24 protein-coding genes and 1 other RNA gene are annotated in these 23,324 nt (G+C 55.5%); 8 read left to right on the plus strand and 17 right to left on the minus strand.

All coding sequences use genetic code 11. The features are described 5' to 3' along the window. Window position 1: 1 nt before the first annotated feature. Window positions 2–898, minus strand: coding sequence for a site-specific tyrosine recombinase XerD (xerD, locus tag JZ655_RS16980; protein ID WP_207292357.1), 897 nt, complete (start codon window positions 896–898; stop codon window positions 2–4). Window positions 899–1,000: 102 nt separating this feature from the next. On the opposite strand from xerD, the gene fldB reads away from it, so the two are divergent. After that, entirely contained in the window at window positions 1,001–1,522 is a 522-nt protein-coding gene (fldB, locus tag JZ655_RS16985; protein ID WP_207292358.1) for a flavodoxin FldB, read from the plus strand. 4 nt (window positions 1,523–1,526) lie between these two features. Here fldB and JZ655_RS16990 read toward each other — a convergent pair whose 3' ends face one another. Both JZ655_RS16990 and sdhE read right to left on the minus strand, forming a co-directional pair. Beyond that, window positions 1,527–1,943 (minus strand): protein YgfX, encoded by a 417-nt coding sequence (locus tag JZ655_RS16990; protein WP_046887112.1) that lies wholly within the window; start codon window positions 1,941–1,943, stop codon window positions 1,527–1,529. Then, on the minus strand, window positions 1,924–2,190 hold the full coding sequence (gene sdhE / locus JZ655_RS16995; protein WP_040074142.1) for an FAD assembly factor SdhE: 267 nt from the start codon (window positions 2,188–2,190) through the stop codon (window positions 1,924–1,926). The genes JZ655_RS16990 and sdhE overlap by 20 nt, the downstream gene beginning before the upstream one ends. 291 nt (window positions 2,191–2,481) lie before the next feature. Here sdhE and ygfZ point away from each other — a divergent pair, with 291 nt between their 5' ends. Further along, window positions 2,482–3,462, plus strand: coding sequence for a tRNA-modifying protein YgfZ (gene ygfZ, locus JZ655_RS17000; RefSeq protein ID WP_207292359.1), 981 nt, complete (start codon window positions 2,482–2,484; stop codon window positions 3,460–3,462). 84 nt (window positions 3,463–3,546) lie between these two features. Here the strand turns inward: ygfZ and trhA are convergent, their stop codons facing one another. Beyond that, complete coding sequence (trhA, locus tag JZ655_RS17005) at window positions 3,547–4,206, minus strand: PAQR family membrane homeostasis protein TrhA (RefSeq protein ID WP_040074140.1); 660 nt, start codon at window positions 4,204–4,206, stop codon at window positions 3,547–3,549. 164 nt (window positions 4,207–4,370) lie between these two features. Beyond that, entirely contained in the window at window positions 4,371–4,682 is a 312-nt protein-coding gene (yqfB, locus tag JZ655_RS17010) for a N(4)-acetylcytidine aminohydrolase (protein ID WP_040074139.1), read from the minus strand. A gap of 52 nt (window positions 4,683–4,734) precedes the next feature. Here yqfB and JZ655_RS17015 point away from each other — a divergent pair, with 52 nt between their 5' ends. Both JZ655_RS17015 and JZ655_RS17020 read left to right on the plus strand, forming a co-directional pair. Continuing rightward, a complete protein-coding gene (locus JZ655_RS17015; RefSeq protein ID WP_046887115.1) occupies window positions 4,735–5,466 on the plus strand; it encodes a MurR/RpiR family transcriptional regulator in 732 nt (243 codons plus the stop codon). Between the two features lie 115 nt (window positions 5,467–5,581). Beyond that, window positions 5,582–7,015, plus strand: coding sequence for a 6-phospho-beta-glucosidase (locus tag JZ655_RS17020; protein ID WP_207292360.1), 1,434 nt, complete (start codon window positions 5,582–5,584; stop codon window positions 7,013–7,015). A 40-nt stretch (window positions 7,016–7,055) separates the two neighbouring features. Here JZ655_RS17020 and JZ655_RS17025 read toward each other — a convergent pair whose 3' ends face one another. The 8 genes from JZ655_RS17025 to JZ655_RS17060 all read right to left on the minus strand — a co-directional run bounded on the left by JZ655_RS17025 (window position 7,056) and on the right by JZ655_RS17060 (window position 17,102). Then, on the minus strand, window positions 7,056–7,799 hold the full coding sequence (locus tag JZ655_RS17025) for an SDR family oxidoreductase (protein WP_046887117.1): 744 nt from the start codon (window positions 7,797–7,799) through the stop codon (window positions 7,056–7,058). Window positions 7,800–7,864: 65 nt separating this feature from the next. Then, the gene (gene gcvP, locus JZ655_RS17030) at window positions 7,865–10,738 is read right to left on the minus strand and encodes an aminomethyl-transferring glycine dehydrogenase (protein ID WP_207292361.1); all 2,874 of its coding nucleotides are present in this window, start codon (window positions 10,736–10,738) and stop codon (window positions 7,865–7,867) included. Window positions 10,739–10,863: 125 nt separating this feature from the next. Continuing rightward, window positions 10,864–11,253, minus strand: a complete 390-nt coding sequence (gene gcvH / locus JZ655_RS17035; RefSeq protein ID WP_040074134.1) for a glycine cleavage system protein GcvH — start codon at window positions 11,251–11,253, stop codon at window positions 10,864–10,866. Between the two features lie 23 nt (window positions 11,254–11,276). Then, window positions 11,277–12,371, minus strand: a complete 1,095-nt coding sequence (gcvT, locus tag JZ655_RS17040; protein ID WP_207292362.1) for a glycine cleavage system aminomethyltransferase GcvT — start codon at window positions 12,369–12,371, stop codon at window positions 11,277–11,279. A gap of 428 nt (window positions 12,372–12,799) precedes the next feature. Next, on the minus strand, window positions 12,800–14,002 hold the full coding sequence (ubiI, locus tag JZ655_RS17045) for an FAD-dependent 2-octaprenylphenol hydroxylase (RefSeq protein WP_046887120.1): 1,203 nt from the start codon (window positions 14,000–14,002) through the stop codon (window positions 12,800–12,802). Between the two features lie 11 nt (window positions 14,003–14,013). Then, entirely contained in the window at window positions 14,014–15,192 is a 1,179-nt protein-coding gene (gene ubiH, locus JZ655_RS17050; RefSeq protein WP_207292363.1) for a 2-octaprenyl-6-methoxyphenyl hydroxylase, read from the minus strand. Beyond that, complete coding sequence (pepP, locus tag JZ655_RS17055; RefSeq protein WP_040074130.1) at window positions 15,189–16,502, minus strand: Xaa-Pro aminopeptidase; 1,314 nt, start codon at window positions 16,500–16,502, stop codon at window positions 15,189–15,191. The genes ubiH and pepP overlap by 4 nt, the downstream gene beginning before the upstream one ends. A gap of 21 nt (window positions 16,503–16,523) precedes the next feature. Beyond that, window positions 16,524–17,102: a YecA/YgfB family protein gene (locus JZ655_RS17060; protein WP_154298974.1), complete on the minus strand. Its 579-nt coding sequence runs from the start codon at window positions 17,100–17,102 to the stop codon at window positions 16,524–16,526. 167 nt (window positions 17,103–17,269) lie between these two features. On the opposite strand from JZ655_RS17060, the gene zapA reads away from it, so the two are divergent. The 3 genes from zapA (at window position 17,270) to JZ655_RS17075 (ending at window position 18,449) form a co-directional block, all read left to right on the plus strand. Next, entirely contained in the window at window positions 17,270–17,599 is a 330-nt protein-coding gene (gene zapA / locus JZ655_RS17065; RefSeq protein WP_040074128.1) for a cell division protein ZapA, read from the plus strand. 41 nt (window positions 17,600–17,640) lie between these two features. Then, window positions 17,641–17,824: non-coding RNA, 6S RNA (gene ssrS, locus JZ655_RS17070), on the plus strand. A 28-nt stretch (window positions 17,825–17,852) separates the two neighbouring features. After that, window positions 17,853–18,449, plus strand: coding sequence for a 5-formyltetrahydrofolate cyclo-ligase (locus tag JZ655_RS17075; protein ID WP_207292364.1), 597 nt, complete (start codon window positions 17,853–17,855; stop codon window positions 18,447–18,449). Window positions 18,450–18,492: 43 nt separating this feature from the next. Here JZ655_RS17075 and serA read toward each other — a convergent pair whose 3' ends face one another. Both serA and rpiA read right to left on the minus strand, forming a co-directional pair. Next, window positions 18,493–19,725, minus strand: a complete 1,233-nt coding sequence (serA, locus tag JZ655_RS17080; protein WP_040074126.1) for a phosphoglycerate dehydrogenase — start codon at window positions 19,723–19,725, stop codon at window positions 18,493–18,495. Window positions 19,726–19,992: 267 nt separating this feature from the next. Beyond that, entirely contained in the window at window positions 19,993–20,652 is a 660-nt protein-coding gene (gene rpiA / locus JZ655_RS17085; protein WP_040074125.1) for a ribose-5-phosphate isomerase RpiA, read from the minus strand. A gap of 150 nt (window positions 20,653–20,802) precedes the next feature. Between rpiA and argP the strand changes: the two genes are divergently transcribed. After that, window positions 20,803–21,696, plus strand: a complete 894-nt coding sequence (gene argP / locus JZ655_RS17090) for a DNA-binding transcriptional regulator ArgP (protein ID WP_040074124.1) — start codon at window positions 20,803–20,805, stop codon at window positions 21,694–21,696. Window positions 21,697–21,745: 49 nt separating this feature from the next. On the opposite strand, the gene JZ655_RS17095 is transcribed toward argP, so the two are convergent. Together JZ655_RS17095 and argO are read right to left on the minus strand one after the other, a co-directional pair. Next, a complete protein-coding gene (locus JZ655_RS17095) occupies window positions 21,746–22,456 on the minus strand; it encodes an oxidative stress defense protein (RefSeq protein WP_249220288.1) in 711 nt (236 codons plus the stop codon). Between the two features lie 126 nt (window positions 22,457–22,582). Then, on the minus strand, window positions 22,583–23,218 hold the full coding sequence (argO, locus tag JZ655_RS17100) for an arginine exporter ArgO (RefSeq protein ID WP_207292365.1): 636 nt from the start codon (window positions 23,216–23,218) through the stop codon (window positions 22,583–22,585). Window positions 23,219–23,324: the final 106 nt, after the last annotated feature.

Here is a 23,324-nt window from a genome sequence, read left to right on the forward strand (position 1 = left end):
CTCACGCGCGTGGGTGGTGCTGTTGATGTAGCTGCCGCAAGCGTTCCGTGGCGACGTGCGTATAGATTTGCGTCGTGGAAAGATCGCTATGACCAAGCAACATCTGCACCACGCGCAAATTGGCCCCGTGGTTTAACAGATGCGTTGCAAAGGCGTGACGCAGAACGTGCGGTGACAGTTTTTCACTGTCGATGCCTGCCAGTGTGGCGTAATGTTTGATGCGATGCCAGAAGGTTTGCCGCGTCATTTGCTGGGCGCGCTGGCTGGGAAACAGCACATCGTTAGAGACGCCGTTCAGCAGCCAGGGGCGACCGTGCTCCAGCCAGTTTTCCAGCCAGTACACCGCCTCTTCGCCCAGCGGAACCAGTCGCTCTTTATTCCCTTTACCGATTACCCGCACCACACCCTGACGCAGGCTGATATCGCTCATCGTCAGCCCGACCAGTTCAGAGACGCGCAGACCTGTCGCATACAACACTTCAAGCATCGCTTTATCGCGTAACTCCAGCGGCTGGTCAACAACGGGTGCCTGTAATAATCGCTCAACTTGCGCTTCGCTCAGATCTTTGGGCAGACGTTGGGGCAGCTTAGGCGACGCCAGCGAGGCGCTGGGATCGTCCGGGCGAATTTTCTCGCGATAAAGATATTGAAACAGCCGACGCACAGCGCTGAGCAGCCGCGCAGAGCTGGTGGCTTTGTATCCCCCCTCAACGCGCTCGGCAAGCAGGGTCTGCAAATCATCGCTTTGCGCAGTCGCCAGTTCGCGATCGTGATGATGCAGCCACGCCGCCAGCATCGTCAAATCGCGCCGATAAGCACTGAGGGTATTTTCAGCCAGATTCTTCTCAAGCCAGAGCGCGTCGAGAAATTGTTCGATGAGTGCGAGATCCTTTTCCACTTCCGCCCCTTTAGTTCTGCTGTCGGTGCATTATGCCTGAAGGCGTATCGTTTCTGGTACACTAGTTCGCAACGTCAAAGCAAGTATTGAGACATTTTAGCGATGAATATTGGTCTGTTTTATGGTTCCAGCACCTGCTATACCGAAATGGCTGCTGAGAAAATTCGCGACATTATCGGCCCTGAGCTGGTCACCCTCCATAACCTCAAAGACGATGCGCCGACCCTGATGGAGCAGTACGACGTGCTGATCCTCGGCATTCCAACCTGGGACTTTGGCGAACTGCAGGAGGACTGGGAAACGGTGTGGGATCAGCTGGACTCCCTGAACCTGGACGGCAAAATTATTGCGATGTACGGCATGGGCGACCAGCTGGGTTACGGCGAGTGGTTCCTGGATGCGCTGGGCATGCTGCACGATAAACTCGCGCCAAAAGGGGTGACCTTTATCGGCTACTGGCCGACGGAAGGCTACGAGTTTACCAGTAAGAAACCTATCACCGCAGAAGGGCAGCTGTTTGTCGGTCTGGCCCTTGATGAAACCAACCAGTACGACCTAAGCGAAGAGCGGCTGCAAAACTGGTGCGAGCAGATCCTCGGCGAAATGGCAGAGCAGTTTAGCTAAATCGCTACCGTCCTTGCGTCGGCTGTTGCTGAGCAATCATCCGACGCAGGTCTCGCCACTCCCCTTCATCCATGCTATCCGCCGATACCCATAAATGGTGGCAGCGCTGCTCTTCGCTTGCACGCAGACGCAGCATCATGCCGGCGTTAATCATCCACGGCGAGCCGACGATCTCCCACTCTTTCCCCTGCCAGCGCAGGCGGGAATCCATAAACAGTTTGATTTCACCCTGACGGGCGTTGATCCGCCGCTGGCTTCTAACGCTGTCAAAGACCACCAACGAGAGAAGTAGCAGCCAGAGCGGGGTATAGCTCAGCGGCCATGGCATTAACAGAATGGCGGCCGCAACCAACCCGTGGAGTAAAAGAGACATCCACTGTGAGCGCCACGAGACGCGTAAATCAGATTGCCACAGGACCACGTTCCCGATTCCGTGTTTGAATTAAAAGCACCATCCGTTGCAGCTCGCTGTCGGCTGGTTCGCCATGATTCATCAGCCAGTTGAATAAATCTGGATCGTCACACTCCAGCAGGCGGATAAACAGCTGTTTGTCTTCATCGCTCAGGCTGTCGTATTCATGTTCGAAGAACGGCATGATGGAGATGTCGAGTTCACGCATACCGCGACGGCATGCCCAGTGAATGCGGGCTTTATTATTAATATCCATGTCATTTTTCCTGCATAACGTTGGGTTCAGACACTGCTCCACGCCAGAGTTTTCCCTGCGTGAGGCAAAATCTAGTGTAACGTGTTTTCTGTCGATTCTTTACTGGAATATTACGCATAGGAAGAGGCTGCGCAGAAAACAGAGGCAAAACTGAAGCGGCTCGCACGCTCTTGCGTAACCTTTCGCAGAACGCGTTGAAGGCACGAATAGCCTGTTGAAACCGCTTGCATTGACTACAGTCTCTTTTACCATTAGGCATCAATAAAGCGTTAAGCAAATCAGGACATCACTATGGCATTTACCCCTTTCTCTCCGCGCCAGCCTGTCGCCTCTGCGCGTCTGCCGCTGACGCTGATCACCCTCGATGACTGGGCGCTGGTTTCCGTTACCGGCCCGGATAGCGAAAAATATCTGCAGGGCCAGGTGACTGCGGATGTGGGTCAACTGACGGAGCACCAGCATCTGCTTGCGGCTCACTGCGATGCAAAAGGTAAAATGTGGAGTAACCTGCGCCTGTTCCGTCGCGGCGAGGGCTTTGCTTTTATCGAGCGCCGCAACCTGCGCGATGCTCAGCTGACTGAGCTAAAAAAATACGCGGTCTTCTCCAAAGTCACTTTTTCGCCGGACGACGAGGTCGTGCTGCTGGGCGTGGCAGGTTTCCAGGCGCGTGCTGCCCTGACGAATCAGTTTGCAGAGCTGCCGGATGCCAGCAAACCGCTGACCACCGATGGCGTTACGTCTATTTTGTGGTTTGAACATCCCGCTGAACGCTTCCTGCTGGTCACCGACGTCGCCACGGCCGAGCGCCTGACCGAAGCGCTGCGCGGCGAAGCGCAGCTGAACGGCAGCCAGCAGTGGCTGGCGTTGAACATTGAAGCCGGTGTGCCCGTCATCGATAGCGCCAACAGTGGGCAATTTATTCCGCAGGCCACGAATTTGCAGGCGCTGGGCGGCATCAGTTTCAAAAAAGGGTGCTATACCGGCCAGGAGATGGTGGCGCGGGCGAAGTTCCGTGGCGCGAATAAACGTGCGCTCTGGTATCTGGCGGGCACCGCCAGCCGCGTTCCGGAAGCCGGCGAAGACCTTGAAATGAAGATGGGTGATAACTGGCGTCGTACCGGTACGGTTCTGGCCGCCGTTCAGCTTGATGATGGCCGCCTGCTGGTGCAGGTCGTGATGAATAACGATATGGAGCCTGACAGCGTGTTCCGTGTACGTGATGACGCCAACACATTAAGCATCGAGCCGCTGCCTTACTCTCTGGAAGAGTAATAGCCCTGACAGACGGCGAGTAAAAAAAACGGTAACCCGAAGGTTACCGTTTTTTGTTATGAGAGCGCGCGCGCCGCACTGCGGTTACACCTGCCCCACATATAAATAAATCGCCAGGAAGTGACAGACACTTCCCCCCAGCACGAAGCCGTGCCAGATAGCGTGGTTGTAAGGGATGCGTTTGCAGACGTAGAAAATAACCCCTAGCGAATAGATTACGCCCCCTACCGCAAGCAAGGTCACGCCGCCTGCCGACAGTTTCACCGCCAGCTGATAGACCACAATCAGCGACAGCCAGCCCATGGTCAGATAGGTGACCAGTGACAGAACTTTGAAGCGGTGAGCGATGGTCAGTTTAAACAGGATGCCCAGCAGCGCCAGACTCCAGATAACAATCATTAACCCACGCGCAAGCGGAGAACCCAGCCCCACCAGCAGGAAAGGTGTATAGGTGCCGGCAATCAACAGATAGATGGCGCAGTGGTCGAATTTCTTCAGCCAGATCTTGGCTCGCTGGTGTGGAATAGCGTGATAAAGGGTGGAGGCCAGGAACAGCAAAATCATGCTTCCGCCGTATAAACTGTAGCTGGTGATAGCCATCGCACTGGCGTTAGCATCCACCGCCTGCACCAGCAGCAACACCAGACCGACAATACCAAAGACGAGGCCAATGCCGTGGCTGATGCTGTTGGCTATCTCCTCAGCCAGTGAATATCCCTGTGCGAGTAATGGTTTATTAACCATAGAGGTCTCCAGGAGAACATAAAAAAATAACGTATCGCCAGACTATGCTAACTGAGAATGATTCCAGTGAACACCTGTTAGCTAAAATAAAGTCTGATTTTCAGATAAGTTATATTTTTCATATTGTTACATATAAACCTCACCGCACAGCTGTTCACTCTACGTTAAAGACATTCAAATTCAATGAGATAAAACTGCGTCTGCCCGGGATAGATGTCGGTGATGACCTGCTTTAGCTCAGACAAGGTCATGTTTTCTTGTCGTGCATGTTGTTCATCAAGCGTATCCAGGGTCACGGTCGCGGTGCCGGTCACCTTGATGGTGCAGAAATAGCCATCATCTTCATAGCGGCCAACGCGCAAAATATCACCTGTTTTAAAATGCGACTCGCTTTTATCGCGAAGGGTAATGGTCTTACGCCCGGCCAGAATGTCATCCTGAAAGCGTTGAAAAAAAGTGATGTCGTTTGGCTGCATGGTATGATTCCTTAACGATGACGTCTGCGATGAGAGTTTTGCCACAGTGAGTATGTTCACCCACGCCGCGATTGCCAGTCTCAATAATCTGGAGATGATGGTCTACAACTTTGTCATCAAAAACCGCGACAAAGTCATGTATATGACCATTCGCGAGCTGGCAGATGCCGCGGGCGTGTCCACGACCACCGTGCTGCGTTTTTGCCGCAAGCTTAACTGTGAAGGTTATTCTGAATTTCGGGTACGCTTTAAACTCTATTTAGAGCAGAACGAACCTCAACAAGCTAATTTTGGCGCCAGCGAAATTATCAGCTTCTTTAAAGGTGTCAATAACGAAGAGTTTGATGCCCTGCTCGACGAGGCTGTAGATATTATTTTATCTTCTGAACGAATTATATTTGTCGGCGCGGGCACCTCTGGCTCCCTGGCAAAATATGGCGCACGCTTTTTCTCAAATATCGGAAAATTTAGCAACCATATCGACGATCCTTATTTCCCCGTGACTAACGATATGGCTAAAAACGCCCTGGCTATTGTCCTCTCTGTCTCGGGCGAAACCGAAGAGATCCTGCGCTTCGCCAGCCAGTTCAGCCTGCATCACTGCAAGGTACTCTCCATTACCAGTCACGAGCACTCTCGCCTGGCGAAGCTGGCCGACTTTAATCTCTCCTGGCATGTGCCTCAAACGCGCATCGGCGGCGTCTACGATATTACCACTCAGATCCCGGTGATTTATATTCTGGAATCTTTAGGCCGTAAACTGGCGAAGAAACTGACAGAATAAAACATCCTGTTTTTTTGATGTAACAAATCACATTTAGCGCGAATTGTTATATCGTGACTTTTAATTCCCCTTTGTTAGACTCGAAAACAGAACGTAATTAACGAGATTAGCAAAGATGAAAAAACTCACCTTACCAAAAGACTTTTTATGGGGCGGCGCGGTTGCGGCGCATCAGGTCGAAGGCGGCTGGAACAAAGGCGGCAAAGGGCCGAGCATTTGTGACGTGCTGACCGGCGGTGCCCATGGCGTACCGCGTGAAATCACCCAGCAAGTGGTGCCGGGGAAATACTATCCGAACCATGAGGCGGTCGACTTTTACGGCCACTATAAAGAAGACATTAAGCTGTTTGCCGAAATGGGCTTCAAATGTTTCCGCACCTCCATCGCCTGGACCCGTATCTTCCCGAAAGGGGATGAAACCCAGCCAAACGAAGAAGGGCTGAAGTTCTACGATGAGATGTTCGATGAGATGCTGAAGTACAACATCGAGCCGGTGATCACCCTCTCCCACTTCGAAATGCCGCTGCATCTGGTGCAGGAATACGGCGGCTGGACCAACCGTAAAGTGGTCGATTTCTTTGTGCGCTTCTCTGAAGTGGTCTTCGAGCGCTACAAAAATAAGGTCAAGTACTGGATGACCTTTAACGAAATCAATAACCAGCGTAACTGGCGTGCGCCGCTGTTCGGCTACTGCTGCTCCGGCGTGGTCTATACCGAGCATGCTAATCCGGAAGAGACCATGTACCAGGTGCTGCATCACCAGTTCGTGGCCAGCGCCCTGGCGGTGAAAGCCGCGCGTCGCATTAACCCGGAGATGAAAGTCGGCTGCATGCTGGCGATGGTGGCGCTCTATCCGTTCTCCTGCAAGCCAGAAGACGTGATGTATGCCCAGGAATCCATGCGTGAGCGTTATGTCTTTACCGATGTTCAGCTGCGCGGCTACTACCCGTCTTACGTGCTGAACGAGTGGGAACGCCGCGGCTTCTCTATCAATATGGAAGCGGGCGACGAGCAGATCCTGCGCGAAGGCACCTGCGACTATTTAGGCTTTAGCTACTACATGACCAACGCCGTGAAGGCAGAGGGCGGTACCGGCGATGCAATTTCCGGCTTCGAAGGTAGCGTGCCGAACCCGCACGTCAAAGCCTCTGACTGGGGGTGGCAGATTGATCCGGTGGGCCTGCGCTACGCACTGTGCGAGCTGTATGAACGCTATCAGAAGCCGCTGTTCATCGTGGAAAACGGGTTCGGCGCCTACGATAAAGTGGAAGAGGACGGCAGCATCAACGATGATTACCGCATCGACTATCTGCGCGCCCACGTCGAAGAGATGATAAAAGCCGTCACCTACGATGGTGTAGATCTGATGGGCTATACCCCGTGGGGCTGCATCGACTGTGTGTCGTTCACCACGGGTCAATACAGCAAGCGTTACGGCTTTATCTATGTGAACAAGCACGACGACGGTACGGGCGACATGTCGCGCTCCCGTAAGAAGAGCTTTGAGTGGTATAAAACCGTCATCGCCAGTAACGGCGAAACGCTTTAAGCCCCACGGGCACATGGCCTCTCCCCTGCGGGGAGAGGTTCTATTTCCCGCCCGCTAATTCAAGAAAACTGCCCGTCACGTACGACGCCTTCTCGCTCAGCAGCCAGACAATCGCCTGTGCCACCTCTTCCGGCTGCCCACCGCGCTGCATCGGCAACATCGACTTCACCCGATCGACACGGCCCGGCTCACCGCCAGAAGCATGAATATCGGTGTAAATCAGCCCCGGACGCACGCAGTTCACGCGGATCCCCTGCGCTGCCACTTCCAGCGCTAAGCCGGTGGTCAGCGAATCCACGGCCCCTTTCGACGCGGCATAATCCACATACTCGCCCGGTGCGCCAAGGCGAGAGGCGGCAGAAGAGACGTTCACAATCGCCCCGCCTTTACCCCCGTGGTTGTGCGCCATGCGTTTGACCGCCTCACGGCAGCAGAGGAAATAGCCAGTGACGTTGGTCGCCAGCACCCGGTTAATGCGCTCGGCAGAGAGATTCTCAATCGTGCTCTGTTCAAACAGAATGCCGGCATTATTGACCAGGGCGGTGAGCGGTTCTCCTTCACGATCGAGACTTTCAAACATTGCCAGCACCTGCGCTTCATCGCTGATATCGGCGCGCAATGCAAACGCCCTGCCGCCTGCGTCCTGTATGGCATTAATGACCTGCGTTGCGGCGTGGATGTTGTGATGGTAGTTAACCGCCACGGTATAACCTTCACGGGCCAGCTGCAGCGCGGTAGCTTTGCCAATCCCCCGGCTGGCGCCGGTAACCAGTGCGATTGCCATTGTTCACTCCTTAAAAAAAAACCGGGTAGCGCATGCGCTTACCCGGTTTGTTAATCAGTGGGGGGTTACTGGTATTCGCTCATCGGCACGCAAGAGCAGAACAGATTCCGGTCGCCGTAGACATCGTCCAGACGTTTAACCGTCGGCCAGTATTTGTTTGCCACACCCGCCGGGAAGACCGCCAGTTCGCGGGTGTAACCGTGGTTCCACTCCGCCACCAGTTCGTTCTGGGTATGCGGGGCATTTACCAGTGGGTTATCGGTAAGCGTCCACTCACCCGATTTCACGCGGTCAATCTCACTGCGGATCGCCAGCATCGCATCGATAAAGCGGTCCAGCTCGACTTTGCTTTCAGACTCGGTTGGCTCAACCATCAGGGTTCCGGCAACCGGGAAGGACATGGTTGGCGCGTGGAAGCCGTAGTCGATCAGACGTTTAGCAATATCCAGTTCGCTGATGCCGGTCTCTTCTTTCAGCGGACGGATATCCAGAATGCACTCGTGTGCTACGCGGCCATCACGGCCCGTGTAGAGCACCGGATAGGCATCTTTCAGACGCGTCGCAATGTAGTTCGCGTTGAGGATGGCGACCTGGCTTGCCTGCTTCAGCCCTTCGGCACCCATCATGCGGATATACATCCAGCTGATTGGCAGGATAGAAGCGCTGCCAAACGGTGCCGCAGAGACCGCGCCCTGACGGGTCAGCATGCCTTCGATCTGCACCACGCTATGGCCCGGAACAAACGGCGCCAGGTGCGCTTTCACGCCAATCGGCCCCATACCTGGTCCGCCGCCACCGTGTGGGATGCAGAAGGTTTTATGCAGGTTCAGGTGGGAGACGTCCGCGCCGATAAAGCCTGGGGTCGTGATACCCACCTGGGCATTCATGTTGGCGCCATCCAGGTAAACCTGGCCGCCATACTGGTGCACGATTTCGCAGACTTCGCGGATAGTCTCTTCGTACACACCGTGAGTGGACGGGTAAGTGACCATGATGCAGGAGAGCTTGTCACCGGTCTGCTCGGCTTTCGCCCGCAGATCCGCAAGATCAATGTTGCCGTTCTTATCGCAAGCGACCACCACCACTTCCATACCCGCCATCTGAGCAGAGGCTGGGTTGGTGCCGTGCGCGGAGCTTGGGATCAGGCAGATATCGCGATGCCCTTCGTTGCGGCTTTCATGATAGTGGCGAATCGCCAGCAGGCCCGCGTATTCACCCTGCGCGCCGGAGTTCGGCTGCATGCAGAGCGCGTCGTAGCCGGTCAGCTTCACCAGCCAGTCAGAGAGCTGGTTGATCATCTGGTGGTAACCTTCCGCCTGATCTGCGGGGCAGAACGGGTGCAGCTCGGCGAATTCCGGCCAGGTGATCGGGATCATCTCGGCCGCGGCGTTGAGCTTCATGGTGCATGACCCCAGCGGGATCATTGCCTGGTTCAGCGCCAGATCTTTGCGCTCCAGAGAGTGCATATAACGCATCATCTCCGTTTCGCTGTGGTAACGGTTAAAGACCGGATGGGTCAGGATGTCGTCGTTACGCAGCATGCTTTCCTGGATGGAGCGGCTATCGTGCGCCACCTCTTTATCCAGCGTGTCGATGTTCAGGCCATGGTCTGCACCCAGCAGGACGTCGAACAGCGCTGCAATATCGTCGCGGGTCGTGGTTTCGTTCAGCGTAATACCCACCGCGTTCAGGATGTCGCTGCGCAGGTTAATCTCTGCGGCCTCGGCGCGCGCCAGCACTGCGGCCTTGTCGGCAACCTCAACACACAGGGTGTCGAAGAAGTGGGCGTGACGCAGCTTTTGCCCTTTTTGCTGCAGACCCGTCGCCAGAATATCGGCGAAGCGATGAATGCGGGAAGCAATGCGCTTCAGGCCAACCGGGCCATGGAAGACGGCATACAGGCTGGCGATGTTGGCCAGCAGTACCTGAGAGGTACAGATATTGGAGTTCGCTTTCTCGCGGCGGATATGCTGCTCGCGCGTCTGCATCGCCATGCGCAGCGCGGTATTACCGGCCGCATCTTTAGAGACGCCGATAATACGGCCCGGCATGGAGCGTTTGAATTCATCTTTTGCGGCAAAGAAGGCCGCGTGCGGGCCACCGTAGCCCATCGGAACGCCAAAGCGCTGGGCAGAGCCGAAGACGATGTCCGCCCCCTGTTTACCCGGCGCCGTGAGCAGTACCAGTGACATAAAATCGGCCGCTACGCTGACCACGATTTTACGGGCTTTCAGCTCAGCAATAAGATCGCTGTAATCGTGGACTTCACCGGTGGTGCCCACCTGCTGCAACAGCACGCCAAAGACATCCTGATGATCCTTCGCCTTTTCGGCATCATCCACAATGACGTCAAACCCGAAAGTTTCCGCACGGGTACGTACTACGTCCAGAGTTTGCGGATGGATATCGGCCGCGACGAAGAAGCGGTTTGCGCCCTTCAGTTTGCTGACGCGTTTTGCCATCGCCATGGCTTCGGCAGCGGCGGTGGCTTCATCCAGCAGTGAGGCAGAAGCAATATCCAGCCCCGTCAGATCCAGCGTCACCTGCTGGAAGTTCAGCAGCGCTTCCAGACGGCCCTGAGAGACTTCCGGCTGATACGGCGTATAGGCGGTGTACCAGCCCGGATTTTCCAGCATATTGCGCAGAATAACCGGCGGCAACTGTACCGGGGTGTAGCCCATGCCAATGTAAGACTTAAAGCGCTTGTTAAGGCCGGCAATCGCCTTCAGCTCCGCCAGCGCGGCAAATTCCGTCGTGGCATCGCCTACCTGCGGCGGTGTGGCAAGCTGGATGTCTTTTGGCACGATCTGGCCGATCAGGGCGTTTAATGAATCTGCGCCAACCGTGTTCAGCATCTCCTGCTGTTGCTGAGCATCCGGCCCGATGTGACGTTCAATAAAGGCGCCACGATTTTCAAGCTGGCTTAAAGTCTGTGTCATGAGCGATGGTTCCTGAAACGTGCAGTGAATGTGTATTCTCCCTCTCCCTGAGGGAGAGGGCTGGGGTGAGGGTGTCGTCTGTTCCCCTCACCCTACCCTCTCCCCAAAGGGAAGAGGGAAAAGGCTTACTCGTCTTCTAACAGTGCTTCGTACGCGGTAGCATCCAGCAGCGCGGCAACTTCCGCTTCATCGCTGGCTTTGATTTTAAAGATCCAGCCGCCCGCGTAAGGCTCGCTGTTTACCAGTTCCGGGGAGTCGCTCAGCGCGTCATTCACGGCAACGATTTCGCCGCCAACCGGCGCGTAGATGTCAGAAGCGGCTTTCACAGACTCCGCCACCGCACAGTCATCGCCTGCGCTAACGGTCGCGCCCACTTCCGGCAGGTCAACAAAGACCATGTCACCCAGCAACTCTTGCGCATGCTCGGTGATGCCTACCGTGTAAGTGCCGTCCGCCTCTTTGCGCAGCCACTCGTGTTCTTTGCTGTATTTCAGTTCTGCTGGCACATTGCTCATTGAAGTTCTCCTGATAAAAATAATTAGACGACCGGCTTACCGGCGCGAACAAAAATCGGTTTAGTGACGGCAACCGGCATCTCGCGATTGCGGATCTGTACAACGGCAGTTTCGCCAATGCCCGCCGGTACGCGTGCCAGCGCAATGCTGTAGCCCAGGGTCGGCGAGAAGGTGCCGCTGGTGATCACCCCTTCGCGATGATTGCCATCGGCATCGGTGAAGCGCACCGGCAGTTCACCGCGCAGCACGCCTTTGTCTTTCATAACCAGGCCAACCAGCTGTTCGGTGCCCTTCTCACGCTGCATCTCCAGCGCTTCGCGACCGATAAAGTCACGGTCAGCCGGTTCCCAGGCAATGGTCCAGCCCATATTCGCAGCCAGCGGAGAGACGCCTTCGTCCATCTCCTGGCCATATAAATTCATACCGGCTTCCAGACGCAGCGTATCGCGCGCCCCCAGGCCTGCCGGTTTCACGCCGGCTTCTACCAGCGCACGCCAGAAATCAGCGGCTTTCTCGTTAGGCATGGCAATTTCATAACCCGCCTCGCCGGTGTAACCGGTGGTGGCAATGAACAGGTCACCTGCCTGCACACCAAAGAACGGCTTCATGCCTTCGGTGGCGTTACGCTGCTCATCGCTAAACAGCGTTGCAGCTTTCGCCTGGGCATTCGGCCCCTGAACGGCAATCAGCGACAGATCGTCACGGACGGTGATGTCGATGGCGTAAGGTTCGGCGTGTTGGGTAATCCAGGAGAGGTCTTTTTCGCGGGTGGCGGAGTTTACAACGAGGCGGAAGAAATCTTCAGTGAAGTAATAGACGATGAGGTCATCAATCACGCCGCCGGAGGCATTGAGCATGCCGGTATAGAGCGCTTTTCCCGGCGTCTTCAGTTTGGCGACGTCGTTGGCCAGCAGATAACGTAAAAACTCCCGGGTGCGGCTGCCGTGCAGATCGACAATGGTCATGTGGGAAACGTCGAACATGCCGGCATCGGTGCGCACGGCGTGGTGCTCATCAATTTGTGAGCCGTAGTGCAGCGGCATCATCCAGCCATGGAAATCCACCATGCGCGCGCCACATAACGTGTGCTGTTCGTACAAAGGAGTCTGTTGAGCCATCTTTTCCTCGTTGAATAAGCAGGGCTATCTTTGCGTTTCATGCGGTTTTATCCCCACGAAACCCGGCATCGGCACCACTCCTGGATGTCGACGCAAACGTTCTCTTTGACCTGAACTTACCACCGAAAACGGCGGCAAACCATAAGCGAAAATGGGCCATCACATTAGCTTATGACCAAAAAGGTGCCGAAAGCCTACAGAGTTATTCACTAGAATTATGCGATACAGGCCGCACAAATCCAGCATCACACCCGCTGCATTCTGTTAAAAATGATATTTAATCTGGAAAAACGGGATGATTTTCCGCAACATAAAAATCACTACATTAGTTTTATTAATGCGAAAAGGCGGGTGAAATTAGATTATTTCAAACGAGGAGAAACACCCGGCCAGTAGGCCGGGAAAGGAAAGTGTGACGGGGGTCTTATTTAGCGCAGCCAGTCCGGCAGGTCGTTCAGACCCATTGCCTGGCGTAAAAGTTGGGGTTTCACGCCCGGAAGGGTATCGGCCAGCTTCAGACCCAGGTCGCGCAGCAATTTTTTGGCCGGGTTAGCTCCGGCAAAGAGTTCGCGAAAACCCTGCATCCCTGCCAGCATCATGGCGGCGCTATGTTTGCGGCTGCGCTCATAGCGGCGCAGATAGAGATGCTGGCCAATGTCTTTGCCCTGCTGATGCAGACGACGCAACTCCGCGACCAGCTCCGCGGCATCCATAAAGCCGAGATTGACCCCCTGCCCGGCCAGCGGATGAATGGTGTGGGCAGCATCCCCCACCAGCGCCAGACGATGCGCGGCAAACTGGCGGGCATAACGCCCCGTCAGCGGGAAGACAACACGTTCGCTTTCGACGCTGCAGAGCCCCAGGCGGTTATCAAATGCCACGCAAAGCGCCTGGTTAAAGGCCTCTGGTGTAGCATCACGCATGGCCTGTGCCGCATCGGGAGAGAGCGACCAGACGATGGAACAGAGATGGGGATCGCTGAGCGGTAAAAAGGCCAGAATGCCGTCATTGTGGAAAATCTGCCGCGCCACGGCCTGATGCGGCTCAGCGGTGCGGATCGTCGCTACCAGCGCATGGTGATGGTAGTCCCACCAGGTCAAGGGGATATCGGCTTTGTTACGCAGCCAGGAGTTGGCGCCATCGGCTCCCACCATCAGGCGTGCCGTGAGCATTTCGCCGCTTTGCAGGGTGAGAAACGCCTCATTTTCTCCCCAGGCTACCTGCTGGATTTGCGCCGGCGCCAGTAGCGTGACATCGCTGCACTGTTCAGCTTTTTGCCACAGCGCCTGGTGAATCACTGCATTTTCAACAATGTGGCCGAGATGGCTATAGCCCAGGCTCTCGTCATCAAAGGCAATGTGACCGAAGCTGTCTTTCTCCCACACTTCCATACCGTGATAGCAACTGGCGCGGCGCGCAACGATATCAGACCAGACGCCAAGGCGGGTAAGCAGCTTTTCGCTGGCGGCATTGATGGCCGACACGCGCAATTCGGGTGCCGCATCGGCGGCTATGGGCTGAGGCGGCTGCTGTTCGAGTACCGCCACGCGCAGGCCGCTACCCTGTAAACCACAGGCTAACGCCAGCCCAACCATCCCACCACCGACAATGGCAACATCAACATTCTGCACTTGTTAACTCCTTAGCGAGCGACCCAACCGAGAGTCCTCTGCGCCAGCACGTCGCGTGCCGGAATGAATAATTCCATCGCCATCAGCCCTAAGTTGCGCCCCGCAACCAGCGGGGCCCAGCGGTTAGCGAACAGATGCACCAGCCCATCGGTGACGCCGATGGTCGCCTCTTTATCGCGCTGACGACGGTGTTGATATTGGCATAACAGGGGATACGCCCCGCAATCTTCTTGTCCGAAAAATGCCTGCGCCAGCGTTTCGGCGAGGGTCATCACGTCGCGCAGCCCCAGATTAAAGCCCTGCCCGGCAATCGGGTGCAGGGTCTGGGCGGCGTTACCCACCAGCGCTACGCGATGGGAAATAGCCTGACTGGCGGTGGTGAGCGCCAGCGGATAATGTGCGCGCTGCCCAACATGGGTAATGCGCCCTAACCGCCAGCCGAAAGCCTGTTGTAATTCGTTGCGAAAACGTTCGTCAGACCAGCCTTTGATCTCGTCCGCTTTCTCCAGCGGATGGCTCCAGACCAGCGAACTGCGCCCCTCAGACATGGGCAGCATCGCCAGAGGGCCGTATTCGGTGAAACGCTCAAAGGCACGGCCCTGATGCGCCACGGCGGTGGCAACGTTGGCGATAACCGCCAACTGGTGATAAGGCTGCTGCTGCCACTGGATACCACACTGCTGGCCCAGCGCTGAACGCGAGCCATCGGCGGCCACCAGCAACTCACCCGTGAGAGAGCTGCCATCATCAAGCGTCACGCTGACCTGATCGTCACTACGCGTGAAATGGGTAACACGTGCCGGACAATGCAGCGTCACGCCCGGCGCCTCTTTTAACAGACGGAAAAGCCGCAACCCCACATCATGGAGCTCGACTACCTGTCCAAGGGCATCGATACGATAATCCTGCGCTTCAAGGGTGACGAACCCGGCGTGACCGCGATCGCTCACGTGCACGGTCTTGATCGCCGTCGCGCAGTCGGCAATCGCCTGCCAGATACCGATGCGGGCAAGGTGCTGACAGGTACCCTGCGCGATAGCGATAGCACGGGCATCGAAACCCGGATGGTCGTTACGCTGTGGTGCGACGGCTTCAATAAGATGGACGGGTAATTGCCCCCGGGTAAGCCGGGAGATCGCCAGCGCCAGCGTCGCGCCGGTCATGCCGCCGCCTACGATGATGACGCTCATGCGCGCGCCGCCGCCATCAACGCTTCGATATCGTCGGCTTTTTTCACTACCGTCGCCGTCAGGTTTTCATTACCGGTTTCGGTAATCACAATATCGTCTTCAATACGAATACCGATTCCGCGATATTGCGCCGGGACATCGGCATCCGGGGCAATGTACAGACCGGGCTCAACGGTGAGCACCATTCCCGGCTCCAGCACGCGGGAGCGGTCCGGGCCATAGAAACCGACATCGTGGACATCCAGCCCCAGCCAGTGACTAAGTCCGTGCATAAAGAAGGCGCGATGTGCGTTCTCTGCAATAAGCTGCTCCACGTCACCTTTGAGGATTTCGAGATTGACCAGCCCGGTGACCATAATACGCACCACTTCACCGGTCACCTCCTGAATGGTGGTGCCAGGGCGGAAAAGGGTCAGCGCCGTCTCCAGCGAATCGAGGACAATATCGTAAATCGCACGCTGGGCAGGGGTGAACTTACCGTTAACCGGGAAGGTACGGGTAATGTCTCCCGCATAGCCTTTATACTCACACCCTGCATCGATCAGCACCAGATCCCCATCGCGAAGTTCGGATTCGTTTTCAGTGTAATGCAGAATGCAGCCGTTTTCGCCGCCGCCAACGATAGTGTTGTAAGAGGGGAAACGCGCGCCGTGGCGGGTAAACTCGTGCAGAATTTCCCCCTCCAGCTGATATTCAAACATCCCGGGGCGGCAGCGTTCCATGGCGCGGGTATGCGCCAGGGCACTGATCTCACCGGCGCGACGCATTACCTCCAGCTCCTCGGGCGATTTAAACAGGCGCATCTCATGCACGACAGGGCGCCAGTCAGTCACAGATGCTGGTGCCTTCAGGTTCTGCCGTGAGCCTTTGCGCAGCGTATCGAGCGCAGTAAATACAATCTCATCGGCATACGCATACTCGCCCTGGGCGTGGTAGACCTCGTCCAGCCCATTGAGCAGTTGCGCGAGCTGTTCATTGATCTCACTGAAGGCCAGCGCACGGTCTACGCCCAGTTTTTCTGGTGCCGCCTCCTGCCCCAGCCGACGGCCAAACCAGATCTCGGCCGTCAGGTCGCGTACCCGGTTAAACAACACGCTGTGGTTATGGGTGTCATCGCTCTTAATCAGCACCAGCACGGCTTCGGGCTCATTAAAGCCGGTGAAGTACCAAAAATCGCTGCTCTGGCGATAGGGGTACTCGCTGTCGTTGCTGCGTGTGGCTTCCGGTGCGGCGAAAATAAGCGCGGCGCTGCCTGGCTTCATGGTCGCCAACAGCGCCTGACGGCGGCGAAGATACTCTTGCTGAGTCATGACACCCTCCAGTGGTTGATCTTAATGTAAGGTTGGCTTCTTAACTTCCGGTGCTGTCGGTTTCACGCGCGTAAATGCGTCATGGCACAGCAGCGATGCTACGCGTACATACTCAATGATCTCTTCGAGAGACATCTCCAGCTCTTCCTGGTCTTCGTCTTCGTCATAGCCTAACTGGGCGATATTACGCAGATCATCGATGGCTTCACCCGCCTCACCGGTCACTTTATCCAGCTTCGGCTGCGTTACCCCCAGGCCAAGCAGGTAGTGGTTAACCCAACCGGCCAGCGCGTCGGCGCGCTCAAAGACGCTGACCTCATCGCCTTCAGGCAGATAAAGCTGAAAAAGGAAGCCGTCATCTTCCAGTGAATCGCTGGTCGCGGCGTGCATTTTTCGCAGGGCCTCGGCCAGCTCGTGGCCAAAAGCCAGCCCTTCGTTAGTCAGGTCGTGAACCAGCGGCAGCCATGAGCTGTCGTTGTTTCCACCACACAGCATCCCGCTGATCAGACCGTGCATTTCAGCCGGGGTGAGCCCCACGCCCTGCTGGTTCAGTAACTGGCCAAATTCGTTGTAGCCAGGCATTTCGTTCTGTATAGACATGCGCATTCGTCATCATTGGGAGGAATATTCATGATATGCTACCACTTTGGACCCTGGTGACACCAGAAAAGGGCTTGTATCTCCGCACCAGGGTAGCTATAGTGTCGCCCCTTCGCAGGCCCCGGGCCGGATGTGAAGGTAGCGCAGTCAAACAGCAGGAAGGTGGCATGTCTGCACAACCCGTCGATATCCAAATTTTTGGCCGCTCGCTGCGAGTGAATTGCCCGCCTGAACAAAGGGATGCTCTGAATCAGGCTGCGGATGATCTGAATCAGCGGTTGCAAGATCTAAAAGAACGCACTAGAGTCACCAATACTGAGCAACTGGTTTTTATTGCCGCGTTGAACATCAGTTATGAACTGACTCAGGAAAAAGCGAAGACCCGCGATTACGCGGCGAGCATGGAACAACGTATTAAAATGCTCCAGCAGACCATTGAACAGGCGTTACTTGATCAGGGTCGCATTACCGAAAGAACGGGGCAAAACTTTGAATAACGCTTCACAGTTGACTATGGTAGAGTGACTGTGAAGAAAAAATTTCTCTGAGATGTTTGCATGTGGGCCAGTCCCCTGAGCCGATATTTCATACCACAAGAATGTGGCGCTCCATGGTCGGTGAGCATGCTCGGTTCGTCCGAGAAGCCTTAAGACTATGACGACACATTCACCTTGAACCAAGGGTTCAAGGGTTACAGCCCGCGGCGGCATCTCGGAGATTCCCTCTCTTCCTACTACCTCTTCATTACCCATGACGCAACTTCCTGAAGTCTCTTCATCCCGACAAGCCATTCGTCAATCTATTCGCCAGCGTCGTCGCGCATTATCCGCCGAACAGCAAACCCTTTTTGCCCAACAAGCCGCCGCCCGCATGATGGCCTGGCCACCCGTATTGATGGCCCATACCGTGGCACTGTTTTTGTCGTTTGATGGCGAACTGGATACCCGACCGCTTATCGATGCGCTGTGGCGCGCCGGCAAGAAGGTCTATTTGCCCGTATTGCACCCCTTCAGCCCAGGCCATTTACTCTTCCTGCACTACCATCCCCACAGCGAGCTGGTGGTGAATCGTATGAAAATCACCGAGCCAAAACTGGATGTTCGTGACGTGCTGCCTCTGAGCGAATTGGATGTATTGATTACGCCTCTGGTCGCCTTTGATGAGCACGGCCAACGTCTGGGGATGGGGGGCGGTTTTTACGATCGTACCCTGCAAAACTGGCAGCAGTATGGCCTGCAGCCTGTGGGTTATGCTCATGATTGTCAGAGAGTGGAAGCGCTGCCGGTTGAGAAATGGGATATTCCGCTGCCTGCGGTGGTTACCCCGTCCAGAGTGTGGGAGTGGTAGAGATGTCGGGTAAGCGCGAACGCTACCCGACAAACTTGCAGGATTAGTACAGCAGACGGGCGCGAATGGTGCCCGGAATCGCCTTCATGCTCTGCAGCGCTTTCTCCGCCACATCTTCATCTGCTTCAATATCGATAACCACGTAGCCCATCTGGGCGTTAGTTTGCAGATACTGAGCCGCGATGTTCACGCCCTGCTCGGCGAAGATCTGGTTGATGGCGGTAAGCACGCCTGGTCGGTTTTCATGGATGTGCAGCAGACGACGGCCACCGTGAAGCGGCAGAGACACTTCCGGGAAGTTCACGGCAGAGAGCGTCGAACCGTTATCGGAGTATTTGCTCAGCTTGCCCGCCACTTCCAGACCGATATTCTCCTGCGCTTCCTGCGTTGAGCCACCAATGTGCGGCGTCAGGATCACGTTGTCGAATTCGCACAGCGGAGAGGTAAAGGGATCGCTGTTGGTTGCCGGTTCAGTCGGGAAGACGTCGATGGCGGCACCCGCCAGGTGTTTACGCTTCAGGGCATCGCACAGAGCCGGAATATCGACCACGGTACCGCGTGCGGCGTTAATCAGCAGTGAACCGGGCTTCATCAGCGCCAGCTCTTCCGCACCCATCATGTTTTTGGTGGAAGCATTTTCTGGCACGTGCAGGCTCACCACGTCGCTCATATTCAGCAGGTCGGAGAGATGCTGAACCTGAGTCGCGTTGCCCAGCGGCAATTTGCTCTCAATATCGTAAAAGAAGACGTTCATCCCGAGAGATTCCGCCAGAATACCGAGCTGAGTACCGATATGGCCGTAGCCGATGATGCCCAGTTTCTTACCGCGCGCTTCGAAAGAGCCGGACGCCAGTTTGTTCCAGATACCGCGGTGTGCTTTGGCATTCGCTTCCGGAATACCACGCAGCAGCAACAGCAGTTCGCCAATAACCAGCTCGGCAACAGAACGGGTGTTTGAGAACGGTGCGTTAAACACCGGAATACCGCGTTTCGCTGCAGCGCCAAGATCAACCTGGTTAGTGCCAATACAGAAGCAGCCGATAGCAACCAGCTTCTCAGCGGCGGAGATAACGTCTTCGGTCAGTTGGGTACGGGATCGCAGGCCAATGAAGTGTGCATCACGGATCGACTCTTTCAGCTGTTCAGTGTCCAGCGCACCTTTATGAAACTCAATGTTGGTGTAACCCGCCGCACGAAGGCTATCCAGTGCTTTTTGATGCACCCCTTCGACCAGCAGAAATTTAATTTTGTCTTTCTCCAGTGATACCTTTGCCATTTACCCGACCCTGTCTGATTGTCTGAACTGATGTTGTGCTGGATTTAAATCCGCTCCAGCCAACATATCAAAAAAAACTATTGCAGCAATATGAACGTTTGCGTCGGCTCTCTGAAGAAAAGTCATCCAGAGCAAAATGGCAGAGGAAAATGCTGGAGATGATAATGAAAGCGGCAGGATTGTCAGACGAGACCGAAAAACGTGATACAAGTCACCGAATTTGGCTTTTGCAAAATATTTAGCGGGGGGGCAACGCCCCCCACCAGATCATTTTGTGATGGTTTTGACGCCATCTGCGGTACCGATCAGCGCGACATCCGCGCCGCGATTGGCAAATAACCCTACCGTGACGACGCCCGGAAGCGCGTTGATCGCGTTTTCCATTGCGATAGCATCCAGAATTTCCAGACCGTGAACATCCAGAATCACGTTGCCGTTATCGGTAACCACGCCCTGGCGGTATTCCGGACGGCCACCCAGCTTCACCAGTTCGCGCGCCACAGCGCTGCGCGCCATCGGGATCACCTCAACCGGCAGGGGAAATGCACCCAGAATATCCACCTGCTTGGAGGCATCAGCAATACAGATAAACTTGTCAGCTACGGAGGCGATAATCTTCTCACGCGTTAGCGCCGCGCCGCCGCCTTTGATCATCTGCATATGACCATTGATCTCATCAGCACCATCGACATAGATCCCCAGACGATCCACTTCGTTGAGATCAAAAACGGTAATACCCAGGCTTTTCAGTTTTTCGGTAGAGGCGTCAGAGCTAGAAACCGCGCCCTCGATCTGGCCTTTCATCGTCCCCAGCGCATCAATAAAGTGTGCTGCGGTCGACCCCGTACCCACGCCAACAATGGTGCCCGGCTGCACATACTGGAGAGCGGCCCATCCTACTGCTTTTTTCAGTTCATCCTGTGTCATGATCTCATGCCTGTGGTGTCAATGCGTGACGCGCATTATAGAGCAAACACCTTGCCGGTGTGATCGGCGCGGTCACCAATTTCGTCTGTATCAAACATAAATTTATGTCATAGTGCGACGTAATGAATTTCCTGGGAGCCAGCCAAAGCAATGAAACGTCCGGACTACAGAACACTTCAGGCGCTTGATGCCGTTATTCGTGAACGCGGTTTTGAACGCGCGGCGCAAAAGCTGTGCATTACGCAATCCGCCGTATCACAACGTATCAAACAGCTGGAGAACATGTTCGGGCAGCCGCTGCTGGTTCGTACCGTACCACCGCGCCCAACCGAACAGGGGCAGAAGCTGCTGGCGTTGTTGCGTCAGGTTGAGCTGCTTGAAGAGGAGTGGCTGGGCGACGAGCAGACCGGCTCTACCCCACTGCTGCTGTCACTGGCGGTAAACGCCGACAGTCTGGCGACCTGGCTGCTGCCCGCGCTGGCGCCGGTCTTATCCGATTCGCCCATTCGTCTGAACCTGCAGGTTGAAGATGAAACCCGCACCCAGGAGCGCCTGCGTCGCGGGGAAGTGGTAGGCGCAGTCAGTATCCAGCCTCAGGCACTGCCAAGCTGCCTGGTAGACCAGCTGGGGGCGCTGGATTACCTGTTCGTCGGGTCAAAAGCTTTTGCCGACCGCTATTTCCCGAACGGCGTGACCCGTGCCGCGCTGCTTAAAGCCCCTGCCGTGGCGTTCGACCATCTGGATGATATGCACCAGGCATTTTTACAACAGAACTTCGACCTGCCGCCAGGCAGCGTGCCGTGCCATATTGTTAACTCGTCAGAGGCCTTTGTGCAGCTGGCGCGTCAGGGCACCACCTGCTGTATGATTCCGCACTTGCAGATTGAGAAAGAGTTGAACAGCGGCGAGCTTATCGACCTGACGCCAGGCCTCTATCAGCGCCGGATGTTGTACTGGCACCGTTTTGCGCCGGAAAGCCGCATGATGCGCAACGTGACGGATGCGCTGCTGGCCCACGGGCATAAGGTATTAAGACAGGATTAAATGTGAAAACCCTCTCCGGCTGGAGAGGGTTTAAGTGAAGCGTAAATCGTTACTGCGCTTTAGCCGCCGTATCCTGCTGCTGACCCTGCGCAGGCTCAAGCTGGAACACCACATCAACCTGATCATCAAACTGAATCGTTGGCTGCTCGTAGGTTTCCTGTGCGGAGACCGGTGCTGAATCGGCCTTCATCATACGAACCATCGGGCTCGGCTGGTAGTTAGAGACGTGATAACGAACACTGTACACTGGCCCCAGCTTACTGTTGAAACCGGAAGCCAGCTGCTGAGCCTGACGCACGGCATCATCAATCGCTGCTTTACGTGCTTCGTCTTTGTATTTTTCAGGTTGCGCAACGCCCAGTGAGACGGAGCGAATCTCGTTCAGCCCCGCTTTCAGCGCGCCATCCAGTAGAGAGTTAAGTTTATCGAGCTGACGCACGGTCACTTCCACCGTACGCACTGCACGGTAGCCTTTCAGAATGCTTTTACCGTTCTGGTAATCGTAATCTGGCTGGGTACGCAAGTTGGCTGAGTTGATATCCTTTTTACCTACGCCGTTCTGCTCAAGGAAAGAGAGATATTGCGCAACACGGTCGTCAGCCTGCTTCTTGGCTGTCGCGGCGTCTTTTGCCGCCACGTTCACTTCAATGGCCAGGGTGGCGATATCCGGTACCGCATCCACGCTTGCCGTACCTGAGGTAACAATATGCGGGCTGTCAGGCAATTCGCTGGCCTGAACAGATACGGCGGCAAAACCCATTAATGCCGCTAGGGCGATTGCATTCAACTTCACTTTCATTCCTCCATGCTGCGAAAGAGTGCCCATGTAGCAGGGCGCATGCCAGCAAGCTTAGCGGCTGCTGGCCTATTGTCCATAAGACAACGCTTAGTTGAATAGTTCACGGACGTGATAAATACCCTCTTTCGCCAACTGGAAGGCGATAAACCACATCACCAGCCCCACCAGGATGTTGATAATGCGCTGGGCTTTGGCGGTGCGCAGTCGCGGAGCCAGCCAGGCGGCGAGCAGCGCCAGACTGAAGAACCAGAGGAATGAGGCGCTAATTGTCCCCAGCGCAAACCAGCGCTTCGGCTCTACGTCGAGCTGTCCCCCCAGACTGCCCAGTACGACAAAGGTATCAAGATAAACGTGCGGATTAAGCCAGGTGACGGCCAGCATAGTGACAATCAACTTCCAGCGTCCCTGCTTCATTACCCCGGCGGTCGCCAGTTCCAGATTACTGCTCATCGCGGTTTTCAGGGCGCCAAAGCCATACCAGAGTAAAAACGCCACCCCGCCCCAGGTCACCAGCGCCATCAGCCACGGTGACTGCATTAACAGGGCGCTGCCACCAAAGATCCCCGCGCAAATGAGCAGCAGATCGCTCACGGCACATAGCAGCGCAATCATCAGGTGATACTGGCGACGTATCCCCTGATTCATCACAAAGGCATTTTGTGGGCCGAGGGGAAGTATCATGGCCGCACCTAGAGCAAGCCCTTGAAAATAATAGGATAACATTCTTAATGTCTCATACTGTTGTCTTAAGTGCAGACTATACTGCGAGAGCGTCATTAGTTGAAATTGATATTATTAATTGTTAATTAAAATAATTAATGGCAGCAGT

The sequence above is a fragment of the Leclercia pneumoniae genome, from assembly GCF_017348915.1.
Taxonomy (GTDB): Bacteria; Pseudomonadota; Gammaproteobacteria; order Enterobacterales; family Enterobacteriaceae; genus Enterobacter; species Enterobacter pneumoniae.